The sequence below is a fragment of the Cobetia sp. 1CM21F genome (assembly GCF_023161745.1).
Taxonomy (GTDB): Bacteria; Pseudomonadota; Gammaproteobacteria; order Pseudomonadales; family Halomonadaceae; genus Cobetia; species Cobetia amphilecti.
The window spans coordinates 441,331-463,092 of the sequence record NZ_JALNTQ010000003.1; the positions used below are offsets into that span (position 1 = coordinate 441,331).

Here is a 21,762-nt window from a genome sequence, read left to right on the forward strand (position 1 = left end):
GGGTCGTGCCCCGCTCAATTCTGGTGATATCCCGCGGGATAGCACTGTCAGGAGTGGATGCATGCCAAACAATGACAATGATCACGCTGCCGAGACGCAACACGCCAACGCCGCTCAGTCCATGAGCGCCAGTGGCAATCATCGCGTACTGATCACCGGCAGCGGGCTCTACACGCCGCCCAATGCCATCAGCAACGAGGCATTGGTGGCCTCCTTCAATGCCTGGGTGGCGGCGGACAATGCCGCCAATGCCGACGCTATCGCACGTGGTGAGCGTGAGGCACGCACTGAGTCCAGCGCCGAATTCATCGTCAAGGCCTCGGGTATCCACAGCCGCTACGTGCTGGATGCCGAGGGCATTCTCGACCCGGAGCGCATGCGCCCACGCCTGCCGGCGCGCGCCAATGACCAGCCCTCGGTGCAGTGCGAGATGGGTGTGGCGGCCGCGCGTGAAGCGCTGGCGGCGGCGGGCGTCAACGCCGCGGACCTGGATCTGGTCATCGTGGCCTGTTCCAACCTCGAGCGCCCCTATCCGGCGGTGGCGGTGGAACTGCAGGCCGCGCTCGAGGCCGGTGGCTATGCCTTCGACATGAACGTGGCGTGCAGCTCCGCCACCTTCGGCATCGAGACCGCCGCCAACGCGATTCGCAGCGGCAGTGCCAGGCGTGTGCTGATGGTCAATCCGGAGATCTGCAGTGCGCATCTCAACTTCCGCGACCGTGACAGCCACTTCATCTTCGGGGATGCTTGCACGGCCGTGGTGCTGGAAGCGGCGGATGTCGCCACGCGCACCGATGGCTTCGAGGTGCTCGGCACGCGCCTGGTGACGCGCTTCTCCAATGCGATACGCAACAATTTCGGCTTCCTCAATCGCACGGCGGTGCTTGAGGACGACGTCGCATCCGCGATGACACTCGACAGCGCAAGCCATCGTGTAAAGGCCGATGACAAGCTGTTCATCCAGGAAGGGCGTCGTGTCTTCCGCGAGGTCTGCCCGATGGTGGCCGAGCTGATCACCACCCATCTGGGCGAGATCGAGGCAGACGGCGGTGATCTTGATCGCATGTGGCTGCACCAGGCCAACCGCCACATGAACGACATGATCGCGCGTCGCGTGCTCGGGCGTGACCCGTCGAGCGAGGAAGCGCCGATCATTCTCGATCGCTACGCCAATACTAGCTCCGCGGGCTCGGTGATCGCCTTCCATCTCCATCACGCTGATCTGGCGCCGGGGAGCCTGGGGGTATTGTGTTCTTTCGGGGCAGGCTACAGTGCCGGCAGCGTGCTGCTGAAACGCTGCGGTTGAAGCAGGACATTGCGCGAATCCACGTGGCCTGTGCTGGCTCTTGGCGGGCGCGGAACGTATAAAGAAGACCGGACCTGACAGCCAGGGATGTGGCAAGGACCGCTGCAGGAATCCAATAGACTTACAGGTGACGAGATGCACACGATCAAGACTTCCCTGCCGGCACTGCTGGCCATGTCCCTGCTGGCGGGTTGCGCCAGTACCGGAGACAGCGAGCCGAACCCTCAGGACCCCTGGGAGGGCTTCAACCGTAACGTCTATACCTTCAATGACACCTTGGACCGCTATGCTCTCAAGCCGGTCGCGCAGGGCTATGACTATGTGACGCCGGAGCTGGTACAGGATGGCGTGGGCAACTTCTTCTCCAATCTGGGAGAGGTCAGCACCATGTTCAACTCGGTGCTGCAGTGGAAGTGGGCCAATGCCGGTGTCTCCACCGGCCGTCTGCTGCTCAACTCCACCGTCGGCATCGGCGGCCTGTTCGACCCGGCCAGCGAACTTGGCTGGACAGTGGACGAGGAAGACTTCGGTCAGACCCTCGCCGTCTGGGGTGCAGGGCAGGGGCCGTATCTCGTGCTGCCGCTGTTCGGTCCGAGTACCGTGCGTGATACCGCGGGCATGCCGGTGGATTACTTCGCTGACCCCGTCAACTACGTCGAAGACGACAAGGTGCGTTACGGCCTGAAGGCGCTGGATCTGGTCGATACCCGTGCCGGGCTGCTCGAGCAGGAGAAGCTGATCCAGGGCGATCGTTACAGCTTCATTCGTGATGCCTACCTGCAGCGCCGCAACTTCGAGATCAACGATGGCAAGCTGGGCGATGATCCCTTCGCCAGCGACAGCTTCGATGATGCCGATCTCGACGGTGCCTTCGCACCGGAAGACGACAGCCAGTAACGCGTCACCCGCAGCAGGCGACCGGTACCGTGAATGGTCAGTGGTGCCGGTCGCGAGGGCAAGCAGCATCAAGACTGCGAGTGGATGGCAGTAAGGACGGGAATGAGGGGTTGGCATGGCGGATGAGCAAGGCAAGCGTCTGTTGATCGGTCTGATTGATCTTCCCGGCTCGCGGCGTGATGCGCTGGCGAACCTGTTGACGGATGAACGCTGTGCGGTGGCGGCCTGTGATGGCATCGCGACACTGCCCAGCGGGGTGGCGGTGGTGGTCGCGCATGTCGAGGCCGTTTCCAGTCATGAGTGGGCGCGTCTGGCCGAGCGCCTGCCGACGGTGGTGGTGGCCGAGAGCCGTGGCGATGAATGCCTGTTGCCGGCGGTGGAGGCCGGGCTGGTCGATTACCTCATCTCGCCGCGCGAGCATGGCTCGGTATTGCGCAGTCTGCTCAAGCGGGCGGCGGAGCATCACCAGCTGGCCCATGAGCACGCCAAGGCACGCGCGCGCCTCGAGGAGCTCAACGAGCACCTGGAGACGCATCTGGCGCTGCTGCGTCAGGACCAGCAGGCCGGTGGCCAGATCCAGCAGCGTCTGCTGCCCCAGAGCGGGCAGCACATCAATGGCGTCAGTTATGAGTACTGCCTGTCGCCGTCGCTGTATCTGTCGGGTGACTTCCTCGAGTATCAGGCGATCGACGAACGCTTCAGCCTGTTCTACTTTGCGGATGTCTCCGGGCATGGCGCCTCGTCGGCCTTCGTGACCGTGCTGCTCAAGCTGCTGTTCGCACGGGCGATCCGCCACTGGGAGGAACATACGCCGGAAACCTTCGGCCCCGAGTGGCTGGCACTGCTCAACCGTGAACTGATCGACAGTGGTATCGGCAAGCATGCCACGGTGATGTGTGGTGTGATGGACCGTGACACGCGCACGCTGCATTACACCCTGGGCGCCCAGCTGCCGATGCCGGTACTGGTCACGCCTGACGGCGAGCTGCGTGAGCTGGAAGGCAGCGGTCGGCCGGTGGGGCTCTTCCCAGACACCCGCTATCCAGCGTATCGTGTGGCGCTTCCTGAGCGCTTCCGTCTGTGGCTGGCCAGTGATGGTGTACTGGAATGCCTGCCGGGCGAGGCGCTGGAGGACAGGACTCGAGCACTGCATCAACGGATTCTGAGCAGTGAGGATGTGCAAGGATTGCGTCGTGGACTGGCGCTGGATGGCGAGCTGCCGGATGACCTTACCTTGATGACGCTGACAGGATTCCATGATGGATGAAGGACGTATCCAGGCCGTGTTCGAAGACGGCCTGTTCGTGCTCAAGCTATCCGGTGATGTACGCCTGACGCTGTGTGCCACGCTGGATCAGCAGGTACAGCGCGTGGCTGCGGTTGAGGGACTGGAAAGCGTGATCATCGATCTGCGCGAAGCGACCAATGTCGATTCCACCGCACTGGGCTTTCTGGCCAAGCTGGCGCTGGCGGTCCGCGACCGGTTGGTGATGCCGGCGCAGGTGGTGGCTGCCCATCCCGACGTGCTGACCATGCTCAAGGTGATGGGGTTCGACGAGGTGGCCAGTGTCGTGGACGCCGGCAGCCTGCCAGAGGCGGACCAGGCCGATCTGGACGGGGCTTCCTGCTGCAACGCGCCAGCGCTGAACGAGTCTCAGGATGACGCCGATGCCTCGCCCCAGCAGGAGCAGGAGCTGCGCGGGCGCATTCTCGAGGCTCACCGGCTGTTGATGTGCCTGAACGGCCACAACCGCCTGGAATTCCAGCCGCTGATCGAGCTGCTGGAAAGCGAGGAGCATCGCCAGCCGCACTGAAGGCGCGCTGGGACGTTGAGCCTGACAGCACGCTGCTGAAAGCACGAACCTGACAGCGCGATCCAGACAGCACGTTTCTGAAAGCATAAAAAGCGCCTGCCGTGAAACACGGCAGGCGCTTTTTGTTGCCTTGGCCATTCAATGAGCTCTTGCTTAACAAGAGCTCATCATCGGCGCTATGCTCCGTTGACTCAGTGGCTGCGCAGTTCGGCCAGCAGAGTCTCGAGCTTGCGCTGATCGGCCATGAACTTGCGGATACCTTCGCCCATCTTCTCGGTGGCCATGGCGTCTTCGTTCATGTCCCAGCGGAAGTTGGACTCGGTCAGCACTTCCGGCACGTTCTGCTCGGCATCGGCGGCCAGCAGGCGACGTTCCAGCGGGCCGGTGCTCTCGGCCAGCTCACCCAGCAGTGCCGGCGAGATGGTCAGGCGGTCACAGCCGGCCAGTGCTTCGATCTCGCCGGTGTTGCGGAAGCTGGCGCCCATCACGATGGTCTTGTAGCCGTGACCCTTGTAGTGCTCGTAGATGGCCTTGACGGACTTCACGCCCGGGTCGTTGTCGCCGCTGAAGTCGGCGTCCGGCTGATTGGCCTTGTGCCAGTCGAGAATACGACCGACGAAGGGCGAGATCAGCGTCACGCCGGCATCGGCACAGGCCTGGGCCTGGGCGAAGCTGAACAGCAGCGTCAGGTTGGTGCGGATGCCTTCGCGCTCGAGCTTCTCGGCGGCGCGAATGCCTTCCCAGGTGGAGGCGGTCTTGATCAGGATGCGTTCCTGACCGACGCCATTGGCGGCGTAGCGCTCGATGATGCGATGCGCGCGACGGATGGTCTCGTCGGCATCGAAGGACAGGCGGGCGCTGACCTCGGTGGAGACATAGCCCGGCACCAGGCCGGCGATCTCGGTACCGATATCCACGGCCACGGCGTCGACGGCATCATCGATGTCGGTGGCCTTGCGCGCGACTTCGGTCAGGCGCTCGCGACGTGACGGGTCCTGAGCGGCCTGCAGGATCAGTGACGGGTTGGTGGTAGCATCAGTGGGCGCGAAGCGACGAATGGCCTCGAGGTCACCGGTGTCGGCGACGACGGTGGTCATTTCCTTGAGTTGGGAGAGCTTGTCCTGTGCCATGCAAGAGTTTCCTGTACTGAGCGTGAGCCACCCGAAGGGGTGAGTGGCCCTCATGAATAAGGCAAGAGGTGAAGGGCAGGAGCCGCCGGAGCGAGCGCTGCCACCGAGTGTGCACCCACGCCTGCCGGCTGTGAAGGCATCTCGGGCCGATCGCCCCAAGTGGATGATCCGCGGGGATTTCATTAGCGTGATGTGACATTCGTCACCTGTGTAGGTCAACTGTATCAATTGTGCGGCGGCGCGCCCACTGTCGTCATCTGACGGCAAGGGCGTGGCGTTTTCGGCACGTGGACATACCATCGACAAACGATTGCAGGAGGGGATGTGGACAAGCGTCAAACCCGTCAGCTGGCCTTGCTGGTCGCGGCCAATACGGCCCTGGCTCCATTGGCCATCGATGCCTATCTGCCGGCATTGCCGGCCATGGCAGAAGACCTGGCGACCACGGTGCACCATACGGAGCTGTCGCTGTCGGTCTTCCTGCTCGGCTTCTCGCTGGGGCAGTTGATCTTCGGCCCGCTGTCAGACCGTATCGGGCGCAAGCCGGTCCTGTTGTCAGGCATCTTCGTCTTCCTGCTGGCGAGTCTGGCCATCACCCAGGTCGAGAGCCTCGAGGGGCTCTATGCGCTGCGCTTCCTGCAGGCGCTGGGCGGCGGCGCCTCGGTGGTCAATTCCTCGGCGATCGTGCGCGACTGCTTCAGTGGCCGAGAGGCGGCCAAGGTGCTGTCCACCGTCGCGGTGATCATGATGCTGGCGCCCTTGATCGCGCCTGCCATCGGCAGTCTGCTGCTGGGCATGGCGGGCTGGTGGCTGATCTTCGCCTTCCTGGCCGCCTATGCCGCCTTCCTGCTGGTGGTGTTGCCGCTGCGCTTGCCCGAGACCCGACGCAAGCGCGAGGCGGACGAGCCGCCGGCCAGCCTCCTGCAGGTCGCGCGTGACTATGCCAGCGTGCTGCGCCACGGGCCGGCGATGGGCTATGCGCTGACGCAGGCGATGGGCTTCGGTGGCATGTTCGCCTTCATCACCGCGTCGCCCTACGTCTATATGCAGCATTTCGGAGTGACGGCGGCCTGGTACCCGGTGCTGTTCGGCGCCAACATCCTGTTCATGTTCACCGCCAACCGTCTCAACGTGCGCCTGCTGTCACGCCTGTCGCCGCCGCGTCTGCTGCGCATCGGCATCGGTATCCAGCTGTCTGCCGCCATCCTGCTGGTATCGGCGCTGGCACTGGGGCTGGACCTGCTCTATGTCATCGCGCCGCTGCTGATGGTGTTCGTCGGGGCCAACGGCATGGTGGCGCCCAACGCGATCTCCTCGGCGCTGGAGTATTTCCCGCGCATCAGCGCCACGGCCAATGCGCTGATCGGCAGCATGCAGTTTGCCAGTGGCGCCGTGATCGGCATGCTGATCGCAGGTCTGGCGATGGACAGCCTGTGGCCGATGATTCTCGGCATGCTGGGCACGGCGCTGGTCAGCAATATTCTGCTGCGGGTGCTGGCAGGGCGCCGCGCCCTGGCGCGCCATGAGACGCCGCCCGACTGAGAAAGGCTTGAGCCGGCGACTGTCACACAGTTGTCATGAATGCTTGGCAAGGTACTCCCTGTAGACAAGAAGCCACCTCACTGGCTCATTCCTATCGCAAGGAGTTTCAGGCATGAAGGCGTTCCTCAAGTCCGGTCTCGCAGTGGCTGTCATCGCTGCATCAGTTGGTGCTGCAGAAGCCCGTGAACAGCTGCGCATCGTGGGTTCTTCCACGGTCTATCCGTTCTCCAGCTACGTCGCTGAAGAGCTGGGTGCCACCAGCGATTTCCCGACTCCGGTCATCGAATCCACCGGTTCCGGCGGCGGCATGAAGCTGTTCTGTGAAGGTGTCGGTGACAGCACTCCGGACATCACCAACGCCTCTCGTCGCATGAAGACGTCTGAATTCGAGCGCTGTGAAGAGAACGGCGTGACCGATATCACCGAAGCCATGATCGGCTTCGACGGTATCGCCTTCGCCCAGTCTGTGCGCGATGGCAGCATCGACCTGACCCGTGAGCAGATCACCCTGGCGGTCGCCGCTCAGGTGCCGGTCGACGGCAAGCTGGTCGACAACCCCTACACCAAGTGGTCCGAGATCGACTCCTCCCTGCCGGACCGCAAGATCACCGTCTACGGGCCGCCTTCCACTTCCGGTACCCGTGACGCCTTCGAAGAGCTGGTGATGGAAGTCTCCACCGAAGAGATGGAAGGCTACGGCGGTGAGGGTTACACCAACATCCGTCAGGACGGTCACTACATCGCTGCCGGCGAGAATGACAACCTGATCATCCAGAAGCTGGTCGAGAACACCGAAGCCTTCGGTATCTTCGGCTACTCCTTCCTCGAAGAGAATGCTGACAAGGTCGTCGGTGCTTCCATCGATGGCGTGCAGCCGGAAGCCGATGCCATCTCCTCTGGCGAGTACCCGGTCTCCCGCTCCCTGTTCTACTACGTGAAGAACCAGCACAAGGATGACGTGCCGGCTCAGCAGGCCTACAACGACCTGTTCATGAGCGAGAAGATGATCGGTGAGCTGGGCTACCTGAAGGGCATCGGTCTGATCCCGCTGCCGAAGGAAGAGCGCGCCACGCTTCGCGAGCAGGTCGCTGAGCGCACCAAGCTGACTCTGGCCGATCTCCAGAAGTAAGCAACGCAGCTGACCCTCTGACGCGGCCGGTTGCCCTTGGCAGCCGGCCCGTTTGCTTGACTGGTCGCAGGGTTTCGCAAGGCATGAAGCCTTCCCCCTGTGAACAACGCGACTCCGGGACCCGAAAGATGCAGACTCAGCAGATCTTTCTCTTCTTCATAGGCATCGTGGCGCTGGCTGGCCTGGTGGCCTTCTTCAGCGGCCGCAGCAAGGCACAGCGTGTGCGTGCCAGCGGTGCTGAAATGTACGCCCAGCCGGATCAGTACGGCTGGTTCACGGCAATCTCCAGCGCAGGGCCTGCTCTGCTGGTCGGTCTGGCAGCCGTCGTTGCGATTGCCACCGCAGATATCGATATCGAAGGCATGCAGCTGCTGATCGCCAGTTTGGTCGTCGCAGCCGTCGGCCTGGTCATCGGCCTCGCCCTGGTGAAGCCTGATTTCCATGCGCGCAATGCCATCGAGACCCTCATTCGTTATGTGTTGATCGGCGCGGCGATGATCTCCATCGTCACGACGTTCGGCATTCTGGTCTCGATCATCTTCGAGGCCATCCGCTTCTTCCAGATGGAAAGCTTCTGGACCTTCATCACCGGCACCACCTGGGATCCGGGCAACAGCTTCCAGATGGCCGCCGGCCGTGGTGAAGGCGTCGAGAGCACCGCCAACTTCGGTGCCGTACCGCTGTTCGCCGGTACCTTCATGATCACCCTGATCGCGATGCTGGTGGCCATTCCCATCGGTCTGCTCGCCGCGGTCTACATGGCGGAGTTCGCCCCCGAGAGCGTGCGTACCGTCGCCAAGCCGGTGCTGGAAGTGCTCGCCGGTATCCCGACCGTGGTCTACGGCTTCTTCGCCGCCATCACCGTCGCGCCGCTGATCGTCGACATCTTCTCGCCGCTGGGCATCGAGGCGTCCTACAACAACGCGCTGGCGCCGGGTCTGGTCATGGGCATCATGATCATTCCGTTCATTTCCTCACTGTCCGATGACGTCATCACCTCCGTGCCGGACACCATGCGTCAGGGCTCTCTGGCGCTGGGCATGACCCACGGCGAGACCATCCGCAACGTCATCCTGCCGGCCGCGCTGCCGGGCATCATCTCCGCGTCTCTGCTGGCCATGTCACGCGCCCTCGGCGAGACGATGATCGTGGTGATGGCGGCGGGCATGCGTCCGAACCTGACCGCCAACCCGCTGGAAGACATGACCACCGTCACGGTGCGCATCGTTGCCGCGTTGACCGGCGACCAGGAATTCGCGAGTGCCGAGACTCTGTCGGCCTTCGCGCTGGGTCTGGTGCTGTTCGTTGTCACTCTGCTGCTGAACATGGTCTCGGTGGTCCTGATCCGCCGCTTCCGTGAGAAGTACAGCGCCAACAACCTCTGAGGCCGAGACTAGACATGAGCCATTCATTCGACGATATCTCGGCCCAGCTGAAGGGCCGTCATCGCCGCACCAAGCGCCTGAAATTCATGTCCATGGGCGCACTCGCCCTGGCCGCCACCTTCCTGGTGGTCTTCATCGGCGACATGGTCATGCGCGGCTATCCGGCCTTCCAGCAGGCAGAACTGCACGTGCCGGTCACCTACAGCGAGCAGTCGCAGGAAATCCCGCTGGCAGCGGTGGAAGAAGACGTGCGTGATCTGGTCAGCCGCGGCTGGCTGCGCCAGCTGCCGCGCGACATGGCCGCTGACGCCAGCCTGATGGGTCAGACGATCGACCGCTGGGTGATCGCCGATGATCAGGTCGACCAGTACCTCAAGGGCCACAAGTCACACCTGAAGCCCAAGCAGATCGCCGTGCTGGACCGCATGGTCGAGAACGGCACGGCCGAGCTCAAGTTCAACGTCAACTTCTTCACCACCGGTGATTCGAAGCTGCCGGAATACGCCGGTATCTGGTCGGCCGCGATGGGTACGATCCTGACGCTGCTGGTCACGCTGGCCTTCGCCTTCCCGGTCGGCGTGCTGACGGCGGTCTATCTGGAGGAGTTCGCTCCGGACAACCGCTTCACCCAGGCCATCGAGATCAACATCAACAACCTGGCGGCGGTGCCGTCGATCCTGTTCGGTCTGCTGGGTCTGGCGATCTTCATCAACTTCTTCGGCATGCCGCGTTCCTCCCCGCTGGTCGGTGGTCTGACGCTGGGTCTGATGACCTTGCCGGTGATCATCATCACCACGCGCTCGGCGCTGCGCAGCGTACCGGACACCATTCGTCAGGCCGCCTTCGGCGTCGGCTGCTCCCGCTGGCAGGTGGTGCGTGACCATGTATTGCCGCTGTCGCTGCCGGGGATCCTGACCGGTTCCATCATCGGCCTGGCACAGGCGATGGGCGAGACCGCGCCGTTGATCATCGTCGGCATGGTGGCCTTCATTCCGGATGCGCCGACCGCCATCACCCAGGCTGCCACCGTGCTGCCGGCCCAGATATTCACCTGGGCGGGCGAGCCGGAGCAGGCCTATGTTGAACGTACTGCGGCGGGCATCCTGGTGCTGCTGTCAGTGCTGATCCTACTCAATGCCGCAGCCGTGATGCTGCGCAAGAAATTCGAGCGTCGCTGGTAGGCAGCTGCGAGGCGGCCCGCCGATTGGCCGGTCGCCTTCCACCCTTAGCCCTGGCCCACGACTCATCAAGGAATACGAGACATGAACAGCACCGTCGCCACTCCCGCCAAGCCTGCCGCCGCCACTCGTCCCGGTAGCCCGGTCGTCATCAACGAAGATGCCAACCACGAGCTGGCCATTCGCGTGGAAGACCTCAACCTGTGGTACGGCGAGAAGCAGGCGTTGAAGAACATCAACATCGATGTCTTCCAGAAGAACGTCACCGCCCTGATCGGCCCGTCCGGTTGTGGCAAGTCGACCTTCCTGCGCTGCCTGAACCGCATGAATGACCTGATCCGCAGCGTGCGCATCGAAGGTCTGGTCGAGATGGATGGCCGTGACGTCAACGCGCGCAACATGGATGAAGTGGCATTGCGTCGTCGCGTCGGCATGGTGTTCCAGAAGCCGAACCCGTTCCCCAAGTCCATCTACGACAACATCGCCTACGCGCCGACCATGCACGACCTGGTCAGCCGCCGCGCCGACAAGGATGATCTGGTCGAGAGCGCGCTGCGTGATGCGGGTCTGTGGGAAGAAGTGAAGGACATTCTCGACCAGCCGGGCACCTCGCTGTCCGGTGGTCAGCAGCAGCGTCTGTGCATCGCGCGTGCCATCGCGGTCAAGCCGGACGTCATCCTGATGGATGAGCCGACCTCGGCACTCGACCCGATCTCCACCGCGACCATCGAAGACCTGATGGACAAGCTGAAGACCCAGTTCTCCATCGTCACCGTGACGCACAACATGCAGCAGGCGGCACGTGTCGCCGATTACACCGCCTTCTTCCACATGGGTGAGCTGGTGGAGTACAACGACACCAAGACCATGTTCTCCAACCCGAATACCAAGAAGGCCGAGGACTACATCACCGGTCGCTATGGCTAAGCGGCGCCAGCGTCAGGGCTCGGAAGGCTGAGCCCCTGATCGCTGCCTGAGAGCATCGCAGGCCGCACGACGACACGAGGCCCGGATCAAATGATCCGGGCCTCGTGTCGTTTCAAGCATCAGGTTGGTTCAGTGTCTGCTGGCGGATCAGCCTTCCAGTTCGACGGCGATCGCGGTGGCCTCACCGCCGCCGATGCACAGCGCCGCGATGCCGCGCTTCTTGCCGCGGCGCTCCAGCGCGTTGATCAGGGTGACGATGATGCGCGAGCCGGTGGAGCCCACCGGATGCCCCTGGGCGCAGGCGCCGCCGAAGACATTGACCTTGTCATGCGGGATGTCGTGGGCGTCCATCGCCAGCAGGGTGACCACCGCGAAGGCCTCGTTGATCTCGAACAGGTCGACGTCTTCTGTGGTCCACTCCAGGCGCTTCATCAGCGTGTCGATGGCGCCGATGGGCGCCAGCGTGAATTCGCTGGGGTGCTGGGAGTGGGTGCTGTGTCCGAGGATACGCGCCTTGACGGACAGCCCGCGCCGTTCGGCTTCATCACGGCGCGTCAGCACCAGTGCCGAGGCGCCATCGGAGATGGAGCTGGCATTGGCGGCGGTGATGGTGCCGTCCTTGGCGAAGGCCGGGCGCAGGGTGGGGATCTTGTCGAGATTGGCCTGGAAGGGCTGCTCGTCCTGCTCGACCACGCTCTCGCCCTTGCGGCTCTTGACCGTGACGGCGGCGATTTCCGGCGCTATGTCACCCGACTCGGTCGCCGTCATGGCGCGCCTGAGCGATTCGATGGCGAAGTCGTCCATGCGCTGGCGATCATAGCCGCGGGCATCGGCCACTTCCTGGGCGAACACGCCCATCAGCTTGCCGGTCTCGGCGTCTTCCAGCCCATCGAAGAACATGTGGTCCTTCAGCTCGCCATGGCCGAGGCGATAGCCGCCACGCGCCTGGGTGAGCAGATGCGGGGCGTTGGACATCGATTCCATTCCGCCAGCCAGCATGATGCGGTTGGTGCCTGCGCGAATCAGGTCATGCGCCAGCATGGTGGCCTTCATGCCGGAACCGCACAGCTTGTTGATGGTGGTAGCGCCGATGCTGTCCGGCACGCCGGCCTGACGCATGGCCTGCCGCGCCGGGCCCTGCTTGACGCCGGCGGGCAGCACGCAGCCGAAGATGCCCTCGTCGACATCGGCAGGCGTGAGGCCTGCGCGTTCGATGGCCGCCTTGATGGCCACGGCGGCGAGCTGTGGCGCGCTCAGCGTCGAGAGTGAGCCCTTGAGGCCCCCCATCGGCGTGCGGGCACCGGCGAGAATCACGATGTCATCGGCGCTGGCGGCGGGGCTTGGCGTAGTGCGGGAAGCGGTCGTCATGACGGTCTCCTGTGTCTTGTTATTGGAAGATCGAGTCGTGCAGTCGGCGTTGTGATCACTGCGTGGCTATGCTTTGATCCATTCAATCCCATAAACCAAGCAAGCGCTAGTTATACGATGAATGTAGCCACCGCCTCACCCCGTCGCAAGGAGCTGGTCCGTATCGCTGCCCGCCTGTTCGTCGAGGAGGGTTTCGATCGCACCACCGTCCGCATGCTGGCCCAGGAAATGGGCATCAAGTCCGGTAGTCTCTTCCATCACTTCGCCGACAAGCAGGAAATTCTGTGCGCCGTGATCGAAGAGGGCATGTTCAGTGCACTGGCCATCGCCCGTGAGCATCTGGCGCGCTGCGAGCCGTGCCAGGCAAGCGAAGTGACCGCCTCGGCGGCGTCGCAGCAGCAGGCGCGTGAGCGACTGCTGGCCCTGGCGCGTGCACATCTGGACACGCTGCTCACTGATCGCAATGCCCATGTGGTCGCGCTCTATGAGTGGCGGCGGCTGGAGGGCCCGGCGCGCGAGCATCTCGTCCAGCTGCGCGATGACTACGAGGATCTGTGGCGTGACGCCATCGCCTCCGCCGTGGCCGCAGGGCTGCTCAAGGGCGACGCCGCACTGCTGCGCCAGTTCATGCTCGGCGCGCTCAACTGGACGGTACGCTGGTATCGCCCCGATGGAGAGCGCTCCCCCGATGAGCTGGCCGAGGCGCTGGTCGACAGCCTGTGTCGCCTGCCCTGAGCGAGTGTCTGCTGCACGGCGTCCGTTACACCGCCTCTGCAACTTTTGGTCAGTCGAGCGTCACAATGCTTGCCGCCCGACAGGCTTGTCGCTAACTTGACGTTTACGTTAACTGTAGATGGCTGGCGCCCAGTCATCTCACATCGCCCCGGAGCACCACTCAGGAGCCAGTCACGCCATGACGCCAAGCGATACAACAACAAACCGCACGTCACGCGCCGCCTCTGCTGCATCTGTCGCACCTGCGAATTCACACGCCATGCAACCCGCCGCCAGCCAGACGCTGAGCGATTATCTGGCCGCCTTCGATATCCAGGCGCTGCGCGATGAATTGTTCACCACGCCGCTCGACGGCGAGGGCGAGCTCGGCAATGCCTATGAGGCGTGTGTCGGGCGTCATCTGCGCGCCGGGCAGGGCGATCGTATCGCGCTGGTCCACGAAGACGAACAGGGCCGGGTGCGTGAGCTGAGTTACGCACAGCTCGATGAGCAGAGCGCGCGGATGGCGGCTGCCTTGAAGGCTCAGGGTGTGATGGCGGGGCAGCGAGTCGCCTGCATGCTGTCGCGTACACCGGAGCTGATGATCGCGCTGGCCGCGACCTGGCGGCTGGGCGCCGTCTATCAGCCGCTGTTCACCGCCTTCGGTACCGATGCGCTCGACTATCGCCTGTCGCGCGCCGAGACGCAGATCGTGATCACCGAGACGAGCCAGCGCAGCAAGTTCACTGAGCTTGCCCGCCATCCCGTGATCATCTGCGTGCGCGGTGAGGGAGATGCGCTGGAGGCGGGCGATCTCGACTGGCAGACATTGATGCAGAGCGAACCACTGACCGAGCCGTCGGTGTGGCTTCCGGCGGAGGCGCCCTTCCTGCAGATGTTCACCTCCGGCACGGTCGGCAAGCCCAAGGGCGTGGCGGTGGCACTGAATGCGCTGCCCGCCTTCTGGCTCTATCAACGCCTGGCGGTGGACCTGCGCCCCGGCGAGCGCTTCTGGAACATGGCCGACCCCGGCTGGGCCTACGGGCTCTACTACGCCATCACCGGCCCGCTGTTGCTGGGTGCCACCACCTACTTCATGCAGGCGCCGTTCAGTGCAGAAGGCGGGCTGGCCTTCATGGAGCGTCACCGCATCGACAATTTCGCGGCCGCGCCCACGGCCTATCGCATGCTCAAGGCCTCCGGGCTCGGTGAAAGCGCCTTCGAGCGCCTGAACCTGAGGGTCGCAAGCTCCGCCGGCGAGCCCCTCAACACCGAGGTGGTGGGCTGGGTCGCGCGGGAGCTGGGCTGTGCGGTGATGGACCATTACGGCCAGACCGAGACCGGCATGACCTGCTGCAATCATCACGCGCTGGCCCATGAGGTCGTGGTCGGCAGTGTCGGCTTCCCGCTGCCCGGCTATCGGCTGGCCGTGCTCGACGCCGAGTATCGTGAGCTGCCGCCGGGCGAGCCAGGTGTGCTGGCGGTGGATATCGCCCGCTCGCCCGCGCACTTCTTCGCCGGCTACACCTGGCAGGAGAAACAGCCCTGCGTCGAGGGCTATTACCTGACTGGAGACGTGGTGGTGGCAGAGCCCGATGGCCGCTTCACCTTTGCCGGGCGTGATGACGACATCATCACCACCGCGGGCTATCGCGTCGGCCCGGCGGATGTCGAGAACGCTGTGCTGGTGCATCCGGCGGTGGCGGAATCGGCGGCGGTCGGCAAGCCGGATGCGCTGCGTGGCGAGATAATCAAGGCCTATGTGGTGCTGCGCGATGGCCATGTCGGCAGTGACGAGCTGGCGGAGGAAATTCGCGCCAGCGTGCGTCAGCGACTCTCGGCGCACAGCTATCCCCGCGAGATCGACTTCGTCGACAGCCTGCCCAAGACGCCGTCGGGCAAGATCCAGCGTTTCCTGCTGCGGGCACAGGCGCGCGAGAGCTGAACACCGAGCCATGTACGTGGCTTTCAGGCACGACCGGCTATCCGACGGGGCTTGTCTGTTACCACGCGCCTGTTACCACGTGCCTGTTACCACAGGTCTGTCATCACCTGGCTCTCATCACCTTTCCTGCCATCACCTTTCGGGAGACTCGTTTCATGAAGATCGCCGACCACTGCTTTCTGATCACCGGCGCAGCATCCGGCCTCGGGGCCGCCACGGCCTCACGTATCGTCGCGGCCGGCGGCCAGGTGGTGCTGGCGGATCTTGCCGAGGCCGCACGTGAACAGGCCGATGCGCTGGGGGAGGCGGCACGCTTCTGTCATTGCGACATCACCGACAGTGCCAGTGTCGAGGCCGCACTGGATGTCGCGGAGCAGACCTTCGGTGCCATTCATGGGGTGATCCATTGCGCCGGCGTGGTGAGCGTCGCCAAGCTGGTGGATCGTGAAGGCGAGCCTGCTCCGCTGGAGGGCTTCGAGAAGACACTGGCGATCAATCTGAGCGGTACCTTCAACGTGGCGCGCCTGACGGCGGCACGCATGGCGCGCAATGCCGCCGAGGGCGAGGACGGCGAGCGGGGCATCATCCTCAATACCGCCTCGGTCGCGGCCTTTGACGGCCAGGTGGGGCAGTGTGCCTATAGCGCCTCCAAGGCCGGGGTCGCCGGCATGACGCTGCCGATGGCGCGTGAGCTGGCACGCCATGGCATTCGCGTGATGGCGATCGCGCCCGGCGTGTTCGAGACACCGATGATGGCCGGCATTCCGGAGCCGGCTCGCGAAGCGCTGTGCGAGGCGGTGCCGTTTCCCAAGCGTCTGGGCAAGCCCGATGAGTTCGCGCGTCTGGCCGAGCACATCATCACCAACAGCATGCTCAACGGGGAGGTGATCCGCCTCGATGGCAGCATCCGCATGGCCTGAGGCTGGCGGGCAAGGCCTTTATCGTCTGGATCGGCTCTCTGGATCGGCTCTGGGGAGAGAGCACGGTACACAAGGAATCTTGCAGGACAGGTTATCTCTGGGGGAGATATTGCTCGATCGCAGCTGCGGTCGGGCTTTTTTGTGTCTGTTTTTTGTTTGTGTCTTTTTGTGCCTGCCGTGCGCGCGGCGCGGCCTGGAGGCAGGGCTTGCCACTGATGAGACAGGGCTTGCCACCAATGTCGCAGGCCAGAAATCAAACGACCGCTTGACGGTATGGCGAAGGAGGCGTTAATTTCAAACACATGTTTGATAGTGTTGCGTCAGACCTGTTCGCCGCCAGCGACTCGCTTCTTCATTGCTCGAGTGAGTGTTGCGCCGCCTGACAAGCGTCTTGCCGCCACCTGTCGTTGTTCAGGTCAGCGCCGCCGCGTCGCGACGGCTCAAGGAGTAAAGCATGCCGGACTATCAGGCGCCGTTGCGCGACATCCGCTTCGTGATGAATGAGCTGCTCGACTATCCCGCGCACTATGCCAGCCTGCCGGGTGGCGATGAGGCCAGCGACGATATCGTGACCGCCATCCTCGAGGAGGGCGCACGCTTCGCTCATGAGGTGCTGACGCCGCTGAACCAGTCGGGCGACCGCGAGGGCTGTACCTTCGAGGGCGGCGAGGTCAAGGCGCCGAGCGGCTTCAAGGCTGCCTATCAGCAGTATGTCGAGGGCGGCTGGCCGAGTCTGGCTGCCTCACCGGAACATGGCGGTCAGGGTCTGCCGCCGTCACTGGCGATGGTGCTCTCGGAAATGGTCGCCTCCGCCAACCTGTCATGGGGCATGTATCCGGGCCTGTCGCATGGCGCGATGAATGCACTCGAGCATCACGGCAGCGAGGTGCTCAAGCAGACCTATCTGACCAAGCTGGTCGAAGGCAGCTGGACCGGCACCATGTGCCTGACCGAGCCGCATTGCGGCACGGACCTGGGGCTGATCAAGACCCGCGCCGTGCCGCTGGATGACAGCGATGGCAGCAAGGGCTACCGCATCAGCGGCACCAAGATCTTCATCTCGGCCGGTGAGCACGATCTTTCCGAGAACATCGTGCACCTGGTGCTGGCCAAGCTGCCGGATGCTCCGGAAGGCTCGCGTGGCATCTCGCTGTTCGTGGTGCCCAAGTTCCTGCCCGACGCCAATGGCGAGGCCGGTGAGCGCAACGGCGTCAGCTGTGGCTCCATCGAGCACAAGATGGGCATTCACGGCAACGCGACCTGCGTGATGAACTTTGATTCCGCCACAGGCTATCTGGTCGGTCCGCCGCACAAGGGGCTGGCCTGCATGTTCACCATGATGAATGCCGCGCGTCTCGGCGTGGGGATCCAGGGCGTGGCGCTGGCCGAGGCCAGCTTCCAGAATGCGCTGAGCTATGCGCGTGACCGCCTGCAGATGCGTGCCCTGTCCGGCGCCAAGGCGCCGGAGAAGGCGGCCGACCCGATCATCGTGCATCCGGACGTGCGCCGCATGCTGCTGACCCAGAAGGCCATCGCCGAGGGCGGGCGCATGCTGGTGATGTATGCCGCCCAGTTCAATGACATCGTCGAGAATGCTCCGGACAGCGAAGACAAGGCACGTGCCGATACCTTGCTCGGCCTGCTGACGCCCATCGTCAAGGCCTTCCTGACCGAGACCGGCTTCGAGGCGACCAATCACGGCGTGCAGGTCTATGGCGGCCACGGCTTCATTCAGGAGTGGGGCATGGAGCAGTTCGTGCGCGATGCGCGCATCACCCTGCTCTATGAAGGCACCACCGGTATCCAGGCGCTGGACCTGCTGGGCCGCAAGATCCTGATGAGCCAGGGCGAATCGCTCAAGGTCTTCACCAAGGAGATTCACAAGTTCTGTCAGGCCAGCGAAGGCAGCGAGTTCGCCAATCCGCTCGCCGAGCTCAACCGTGAATGGGGCGAGCTGACCATGGCGGTGGGCATGGGCGCGATGCAGGACCGCGAAGCGGTCGGCGCGGCCAGTGTCGATTACCTGATGTATGCCGGCTACGTCACGCTGGGCTACCTGTGGGCGCGGGCCGGTGAGACGGCCAGGGCCGCGCTGGCGGCCGGCGAAGGGGACGCTGCCTTCTATCAGGCCAAGCTGGATACCGCGCGCTTCTACTTCCAGCGCATCCTGCCGCGCACGCAAGGCCATGCCGCGATGATTCGTGCCGGTGGCGAGACGCTGATGGCGCCGACGGTGGAAGGCTTCGGCAGCGGCTTCGAGATCTGATGACGGTTTCAAGCCTGACAGCAGTTTCAAGCCTGACAGCAGTTTCAAGCCTTACAGCAGCTTCAAGACTCAGCAGTTCGATGTATCGGCAACAGTCGTGTCTTATGCCTCCAGTCAGTGCGCTCTGACTCGGTACCCTTGGGGAGACTTCGGTCTCCCCATTTTTTGTGCGTCTTGAGGGAGGCGCGGGTTTTCCCCGACACGAGCAATCAATCTCGTTTCAGTCTTGGCTTGTGACAGGCATGCGCCCAAGATAGGCGCATCGAAGGCTGTCCCGAGGAACCCGCGGGGCAACGACGCGCAAGTACTTATGGCAAGTACTGATGGCAAGTACTGATGGCAAGCACTGACAGGATAGGTGGCGCAGGATGCACGCGAACGATACGCCTGACGAAAGATCGCGACACGAGGAAGTGCCGCCCGAGGCGCAGATGGCCGATGCGCAAGCGCCCGACGATAGCGTTGGCGAGCCACGCAGCGTCAGTGAGGGCACTTCCATCGAGGAGGCCGTGACACGCATGCAGGTGCCACGCGACGAGCGTCAGCAGGAGGCGCTCGAACGCTCCGGACGTTCTCGCCACGCGCCCAACGTGCGCCGCGCGCTGGAGATTCACCCCTTGCTGGTCGGCATGGCCGCAGTGGTCATCATCATCGGCGGCCTCAAGCTGGCGGCGGACCTGGTGGTGCCGCTGCTGCTGGCGGTGTTCGTCGCTGCGGTCTGCGATGCGCCGGTGCGCTGGCTGGCCCGTCATGGCATCGGGCAACGCTTCGGGGTGCCGATCGTCATCCTGACGGTCTGCGTGCTGTTCTCGTCGCTGACGGCGCTGCTGGTCTCGCGCTTCACCCTGTTCAGCGATGAGATGCCCAAGCTTGAGGAGAGCCTGCGCGAACAGTATCAGAGCATGCTGGAATGGCTGGCGGACAGCGGCGTTTCCATCGCGCCGGCCCGCTTCAGCGAGCTGGTCGATCCGGCCTCGTTGACCCAGTGGGTGCCGAACCTGCTGACCGGGCTGGGGGGGCTTCTGTCCTCGAGCGTGATCATCGTGCTGACGGCCACCTTCCTGCTCTATGAGGCATTGTCACTGCGCGACAAGCTGGTCAGCACGCTGCGCAGCCCGCATGTCAGTCTGCGCCGCTTCACGCTGTTCTCGCTGACGCTGCGCCGCTATCTGGCGGTCAAGACCTTGATCAGCCTCGTGACCGGGGGGCTGGTCGCGATCAGCTGTCTGGTGCTCGATGTGGAGTTCGCCTTCCTGTGGGCCACGCTGGCCTTCTGCCTCAACTACATTCCCAACATCGGCTCGGCGCTGGCCGCGGTGCCTGCGGTGTTGCTGACGCTGGTGATGCCGGAAGGCGGCGCGGTCAAGGCGCTGATGCTGGGCGGTTGTTATCTGGCGATCAACTTCATTCTCGGCAACTTGATCGAACCGCGCGTGATGGGGCGCACCCTGGGGCTGTCGACGCTGGCCGCCTTCCTGTCGCTGGTGGTGTGGGGCTGGGTGTTCGGGCCGGTGGGCATGCTGTTGTCGGTGCCGATCACCATGACGCTCAAGATCGCCTTCGACTCGCACCCGGGCACGCGCTGGGCGGCGCGCCTGCTGGGCCCCTCCGTGCGCCGGATTCGCCGTCGTCGACGCATGGCGGAGGAATGACCCGCGAGCCAGCTCTGCGTGGATGACCCGCTGTCAGAATGCCAAAGGCCCCGTCACGCTGTGCGCGACGGGGCCTTTGGTTATCGAATCAGTGCGCGGTGACTGGCGGGGCAGTCACCTGTCAGAAAGTCGACTCAGAGGTTCTGCTCGATGAACTGGCTCAGCTGACCCTTGGACTGGGCACCGACCAGAGAGGCGACCTTGGCGCCGGACTTGAACAGGATCACGGTCGGCACGCCACGCACGCCTTGCTCGGCGGCGATTTCCGGCGCGTCATCGACATTGACGTTGACGATCTTCAGGCCTTCGCCTTTCTCGTTGGCGACTTCTTCGACGACCGGCGCCATCATCTTGCACGGACCACACCACGGGGCCCAGAACTTCAGCAGGACCGGGGCTTCAGCGTTGAGAACTTCCTGTTCGAAGTTGGCGCCGGTGACATCGACGTGATTGGACATCTTGTTTCTCCAGGGGATTCGTTTCGCTGTCTGCGGCATTGCCGGACATGCAGGCTGCGTCCGATGGTAGCGCCACTTTGCATCACTGACAAATGGGCATTGTCCATCGGCTCAATAGCACGGGGTTATGATCGCTAGTGTTTTTATAGCTGTTTTATTGGTTTGAGGGAATAGCAACGGGGCAGGCAATGTGGATTGCCTGCCCCGACTTTGGTATTGCCTGTGTGAAGGATCCCGCAGCAAGGAGAGCTCAGAAGAAGGCGTAACGGATGCCCAGCCCCAGCAGCAGTGTCGTCAGCAGGCCCTGCAGCAGGCCGCTGGGCATGTGGCGTGTCAGGCGTGCGCCCAGGCTGATGGCGGGCAGTGAGCCGACCAGCAACGCGCCGAGCAACAGGAAGTCGACATTGCCCAGCCACAGGTGGCCCAGTCCCGCGACCAGCGTCAGCGGTACGGCGTGAGCGATATCGGTGCCGACGATGCGCGCGGTGCTCAACAGCGGGAACAGCATGATCAGCACGGCAGCACCGAAGGCGCCGGCACCCACGGAGGACAGGGTGACGCACACGCCGAGCACGATGCCTGACAGCACGGTCAGCGGTGCCGCGTGGCGTACGATGAAGCTTTCCGGGCTGATCAGCCCCAGCAGACGCTTCTTGAACAGCAGCACGCCGGCGGTGAGGATCAACATCACGCCCAGCATGCCCTTGATCAGGCCCGCGTAGGCGGTGGGGTCAGTGAAGAAGGTATGCAGGACCGCAATCGTCAACAGCGCCGCCGGCAGCGAGCCGATGGCCAGGCGCCGGGCGATGGTCCAGTCCACATGGCCCTGGCGATGGTGCGCGAAGGCGCCGCCCGCCTTGGTAATGGAGGCATAGAGCAGGTCGGTGCCCACGGCGATGTGCGGCGGGAAGCCGAACATCAACAATAGGGGCGTCATCAGCGAGCCGCCGCCCACGCCAGTGACACCGACCGCGAAACCCACTCCGGCGCCTGCCAGCACGTATAGCAGCAGTTGTGTGACTTCCATCCCTACCTACCCCCTTGTCAGGTTACTGTCGCCAATCTACTCTTGAGCGTATATTCCCGAAAGGAATCATTATTCATGATTTTATCGCCCGATCATCTTAGCAA

General features: G+C 63.7%; 18 protein-coding genes. 14 read left to right on the plus strand and 4 right to left on the minus strand.

All coding sequences use genetic code 11. The features are described from left to right. Positions 1-121: 121 nt before the first annotated feature. The 4 genes from MSG32_RS13100 to MSG32_RS13115 all read left to right on the plus strand — a co-directional run bounded on the left by MSG32_RS13100 (position 122) and on the right by MSG32_RS13115 (position 4,017). A complete protein-coding gene (locus MSG32_RS13100) occupies positions 122-1,306 on the plus strand; it encodes a beta-ketoacyl-ACP synthase III (RefSeq protein WP_054555452.1) in 1,185 nt (394 codons plus the stop codon). Between the two features lie 135 nt (positions 1,307-1,441). After that, positions 1,442-2,203 (plus strand): VacJ family lipoprotein, encoded by a 762-nt coding sequence (locus MSG32_RS13105; RefSeq protein ID WP_043333983.1) that lies wholly within the window; start codon positions 1,442-1,444, stop codon positions 2,201-2,203. A gap of 115 nt (positions 2,204-2,318) precedes the next feature. Next, positions 2,319-3,470 (plus strand): PP2C family protein-serine/threonine phosphatase, encoded by a 1,152-nt coding sequence (locus tag MSG32_RS13110; protein ID WP_043333982.1) that lies wholly within the window; start codon positions 2,319-2,321, stop codon positions 3,468-3,470. After that, a complete protein-coding gene (locus tag MSG32_RS13115; protein ID WP_043333981.1) occupies positions 3,463-4,017 on the plus strand; it encodes an STAS domain-containing protein in 555 nt (184 codons plus the stop codon). The genes MSG32_RS13110 and MSG32_RS13115 overlap by 8 nt, the downstream gene beginning before the upstream one ends. 191 nt (positions 4,018-4,208) lie before the next feature. On the opposite strand, the gene tal is transcribed toward MSG32_RS13115, so the two are convergent. Beyond that, positions 4,209-5,147: a transaldolase gene (gene tal, locus MSG32_RS13120; RefSeq protein WP_043333980.1), complete on the minus strand. Its 939-nt coding sequence runs from the start codon at positions 5,145-5,147 to the stop codon at positions 4,209-4,211. A 324-nt stretch (positions 5,148-5,471) separates the two neighbouring features. Here tal and MSG32_RS13125 point away from each other — a divergent pair, with 324 nt between their 5' ends. From MSG32_RS13125 to pstB, 5 genes are all read left to right on the plus strand, one after another. After that, positions 5,472-6,689 carry a Bcr/CflA family multidrug efflux MFS transporter gene (locus tag MSG32_RS13125; RefSeq protein ID WP_043333979.1) on the plus strand — a complete coding sequence of 406 codons (1,218 nt, stop codon included), beginning with the start codon at positions 5,472-5,474 and terminating at the stop codon, positions 6,687-6,689. 112 nt (positions 6,690-6,801) lie between these two features. Continuing rightward, positions 6,802-7,818: a substrate-binding domain-containing protein gene (locus MSG32_RS13130; protein ID WP_043333978.1), complete on the plus strand. Its 1,017-nt coding sequence runs from the start codon at positions 6,802-6,804 to the stop codon at positions 7,816-7,818. A 128-nt stretch (positions 7,819-7,946) separates the two neighbouring features. Next, positions 7,947-9,203 (plus strand): phosphate ABC transporter permease subunit PstC, encoded by a 1,257-nt coding sequence (pstC, locus tag MSG32_RS13135; RefSeq protein WP_043333977.1) that lies wholly within the window; start codon positions 7,947-7,949, stop codon positions 9,201-9,203. 14 nt (positions 9,204-9,217) lie between these two features. Beyond that, the gene (gene pstA, locus MSG32_RS13140; protein WP_248380124.1) at positions 9,218-10,384 is read left to right on the plus strand and encodes a phosphate ABC transporter permease PstA; all 1,167 of its coding nucleotides are present in this window, start codon (positions 9,218-9,220) and stop codon (positions 10,382-10,384) included. Positions 10,385-10,465: 81 nt separating this feature from the next. Continuing rightward, positions 10,466-11,308 carry a phosphate ABC transporter ATP-binding protein PstB gene (gene pstB / locus MSG32_RS13145; RefSeq protein WP_153635115.1) on the plus strand — a complete coding sequence of 281 codons (843 nt, stop codon included), beginning with the start codon at positions 10,466-10,468 and terminating at the stop codon, positions 11,306-11,308. 147 nt (positions 11,309-11,455) lie between these two features. Here pstB and MSG32_RS13150 read toward each other — a convergent pair whose 3' ends face one another. Further along, positions 11,456-12,676, minus strand: a complete 1,221-nt coding sequence (locus MSG32_RS13150) for an acetyl-CoA C-acyltransferase (protein WP_248380126.1) — start codon at positions 12,674-12,676, stop codon at positions 11,456-11,458. A 117-nt stretch (positions 12,677-12,793) separates the two neighbouring features. Here MSG32_RS13150 and MSG32_RS13155 point away from each other — a divergent pair, with 117 nt between their 5' ends. From MSG32_RS13155 to MSG32_RS13175, 5 genes are all read left to right on the plus strand, one after another. Beyond that, positions 12,794-13,411 (plus strand): TetR/AcrR family transcriptional regulator, encoded by a 618-nt coding sequence (locus MSG32_RS13155; protein WP_248380128.1) that lies wholly within the window; start codon positions 12,794-12,796, stop codon positions 13,409-13,411. A 259-nt stretch (positions 13,412-13,670) separates the two neighbouring features. After that, a complete protein-coding gene (locus tag MSG32_RS13160) occupies positions 13,671-15,335 on the plus strand; it encodes an AMP-binding protein (RefSeq protein ID WP_248380130.1) in 1,665 nt (554 codons plus the stop codon). A gap of 155 nt (positions 15,336-15,490) precedes the next feature. Continuing rightward, on the plus strand, positions 15,491-16,255 hold the full coding sequence (locus tag MSG32_RS13165) for an SDR family NAD(P)-dependent oxidoreductase (protein WP_248380132.1): 765 nt from the start codon (positions 15,491-15,493) through the stop codon (positions 16,253-16,255). Positions 16,256-16,709: 454 nt separating this feature from the next. Further along, the gene (locus MSG32_RS13170) at positions 16,710-18,521 is read left to right on the plus strand and encodes an acyl-CoA dehydrogenase C-terminal domain-containing protein (RefSeq protein WP_192838534.1); all 1,812 of its coding nucleotides are present in this window, start codon (positions 16,710-16,712) and stop codon (positions 18,519-18,521) included. A 431-nt stretch (positions 18,522-18,952) separates the two neighbouring features. Continuing rightward, positions 18,953-20,173: an AI-2E family transporter gene (locus tag MSG32_RS13175; RefSeq protein ID WP_225347551.1), complete on the plus strand. Its 1,221-nt coding sequence runs from the start codon at positions 18,953-18,955 to the stop codon at positions 20,171-20,173. Positions 20,174-20,307: 134 nt separating this feature from the next. On the opposite strand, the gene trxA is transcribed toward MSG32_RS13175, so the two are convergent. Together trxA and MSG32_RS13185 are read right to left on the minus strand one after the other, a co-directional pair. Continuing rightward, a complete protein-coding gene (gene trxA / locus MSG32_RS13180; RefSeq protein ID WP_043333971.1) occupies positions 20,308-20,631 on the minus strand; it encodes a thioredoxin in 324 nt (107 codons plus the stop codon). A 250-nt stretch (positions 20,632-20,881) separates the two neighbouring features. After that, positions 20,882-21,658 carry a sulfite exporter TauE/SafE family protein gene (locus MSG32_RS13185; RefSeq protein WP_043333970.1) on the minus strand — a complete coding sequence of 259 codons (777 nt, stop codon included), beginning with the start codon at positions 21,656-21,658 and terminating at the stop codon, positions 20,882-20,884. Between the last annotated feature and the right edge of the window lie 104 nt (positions 21,659-21,762).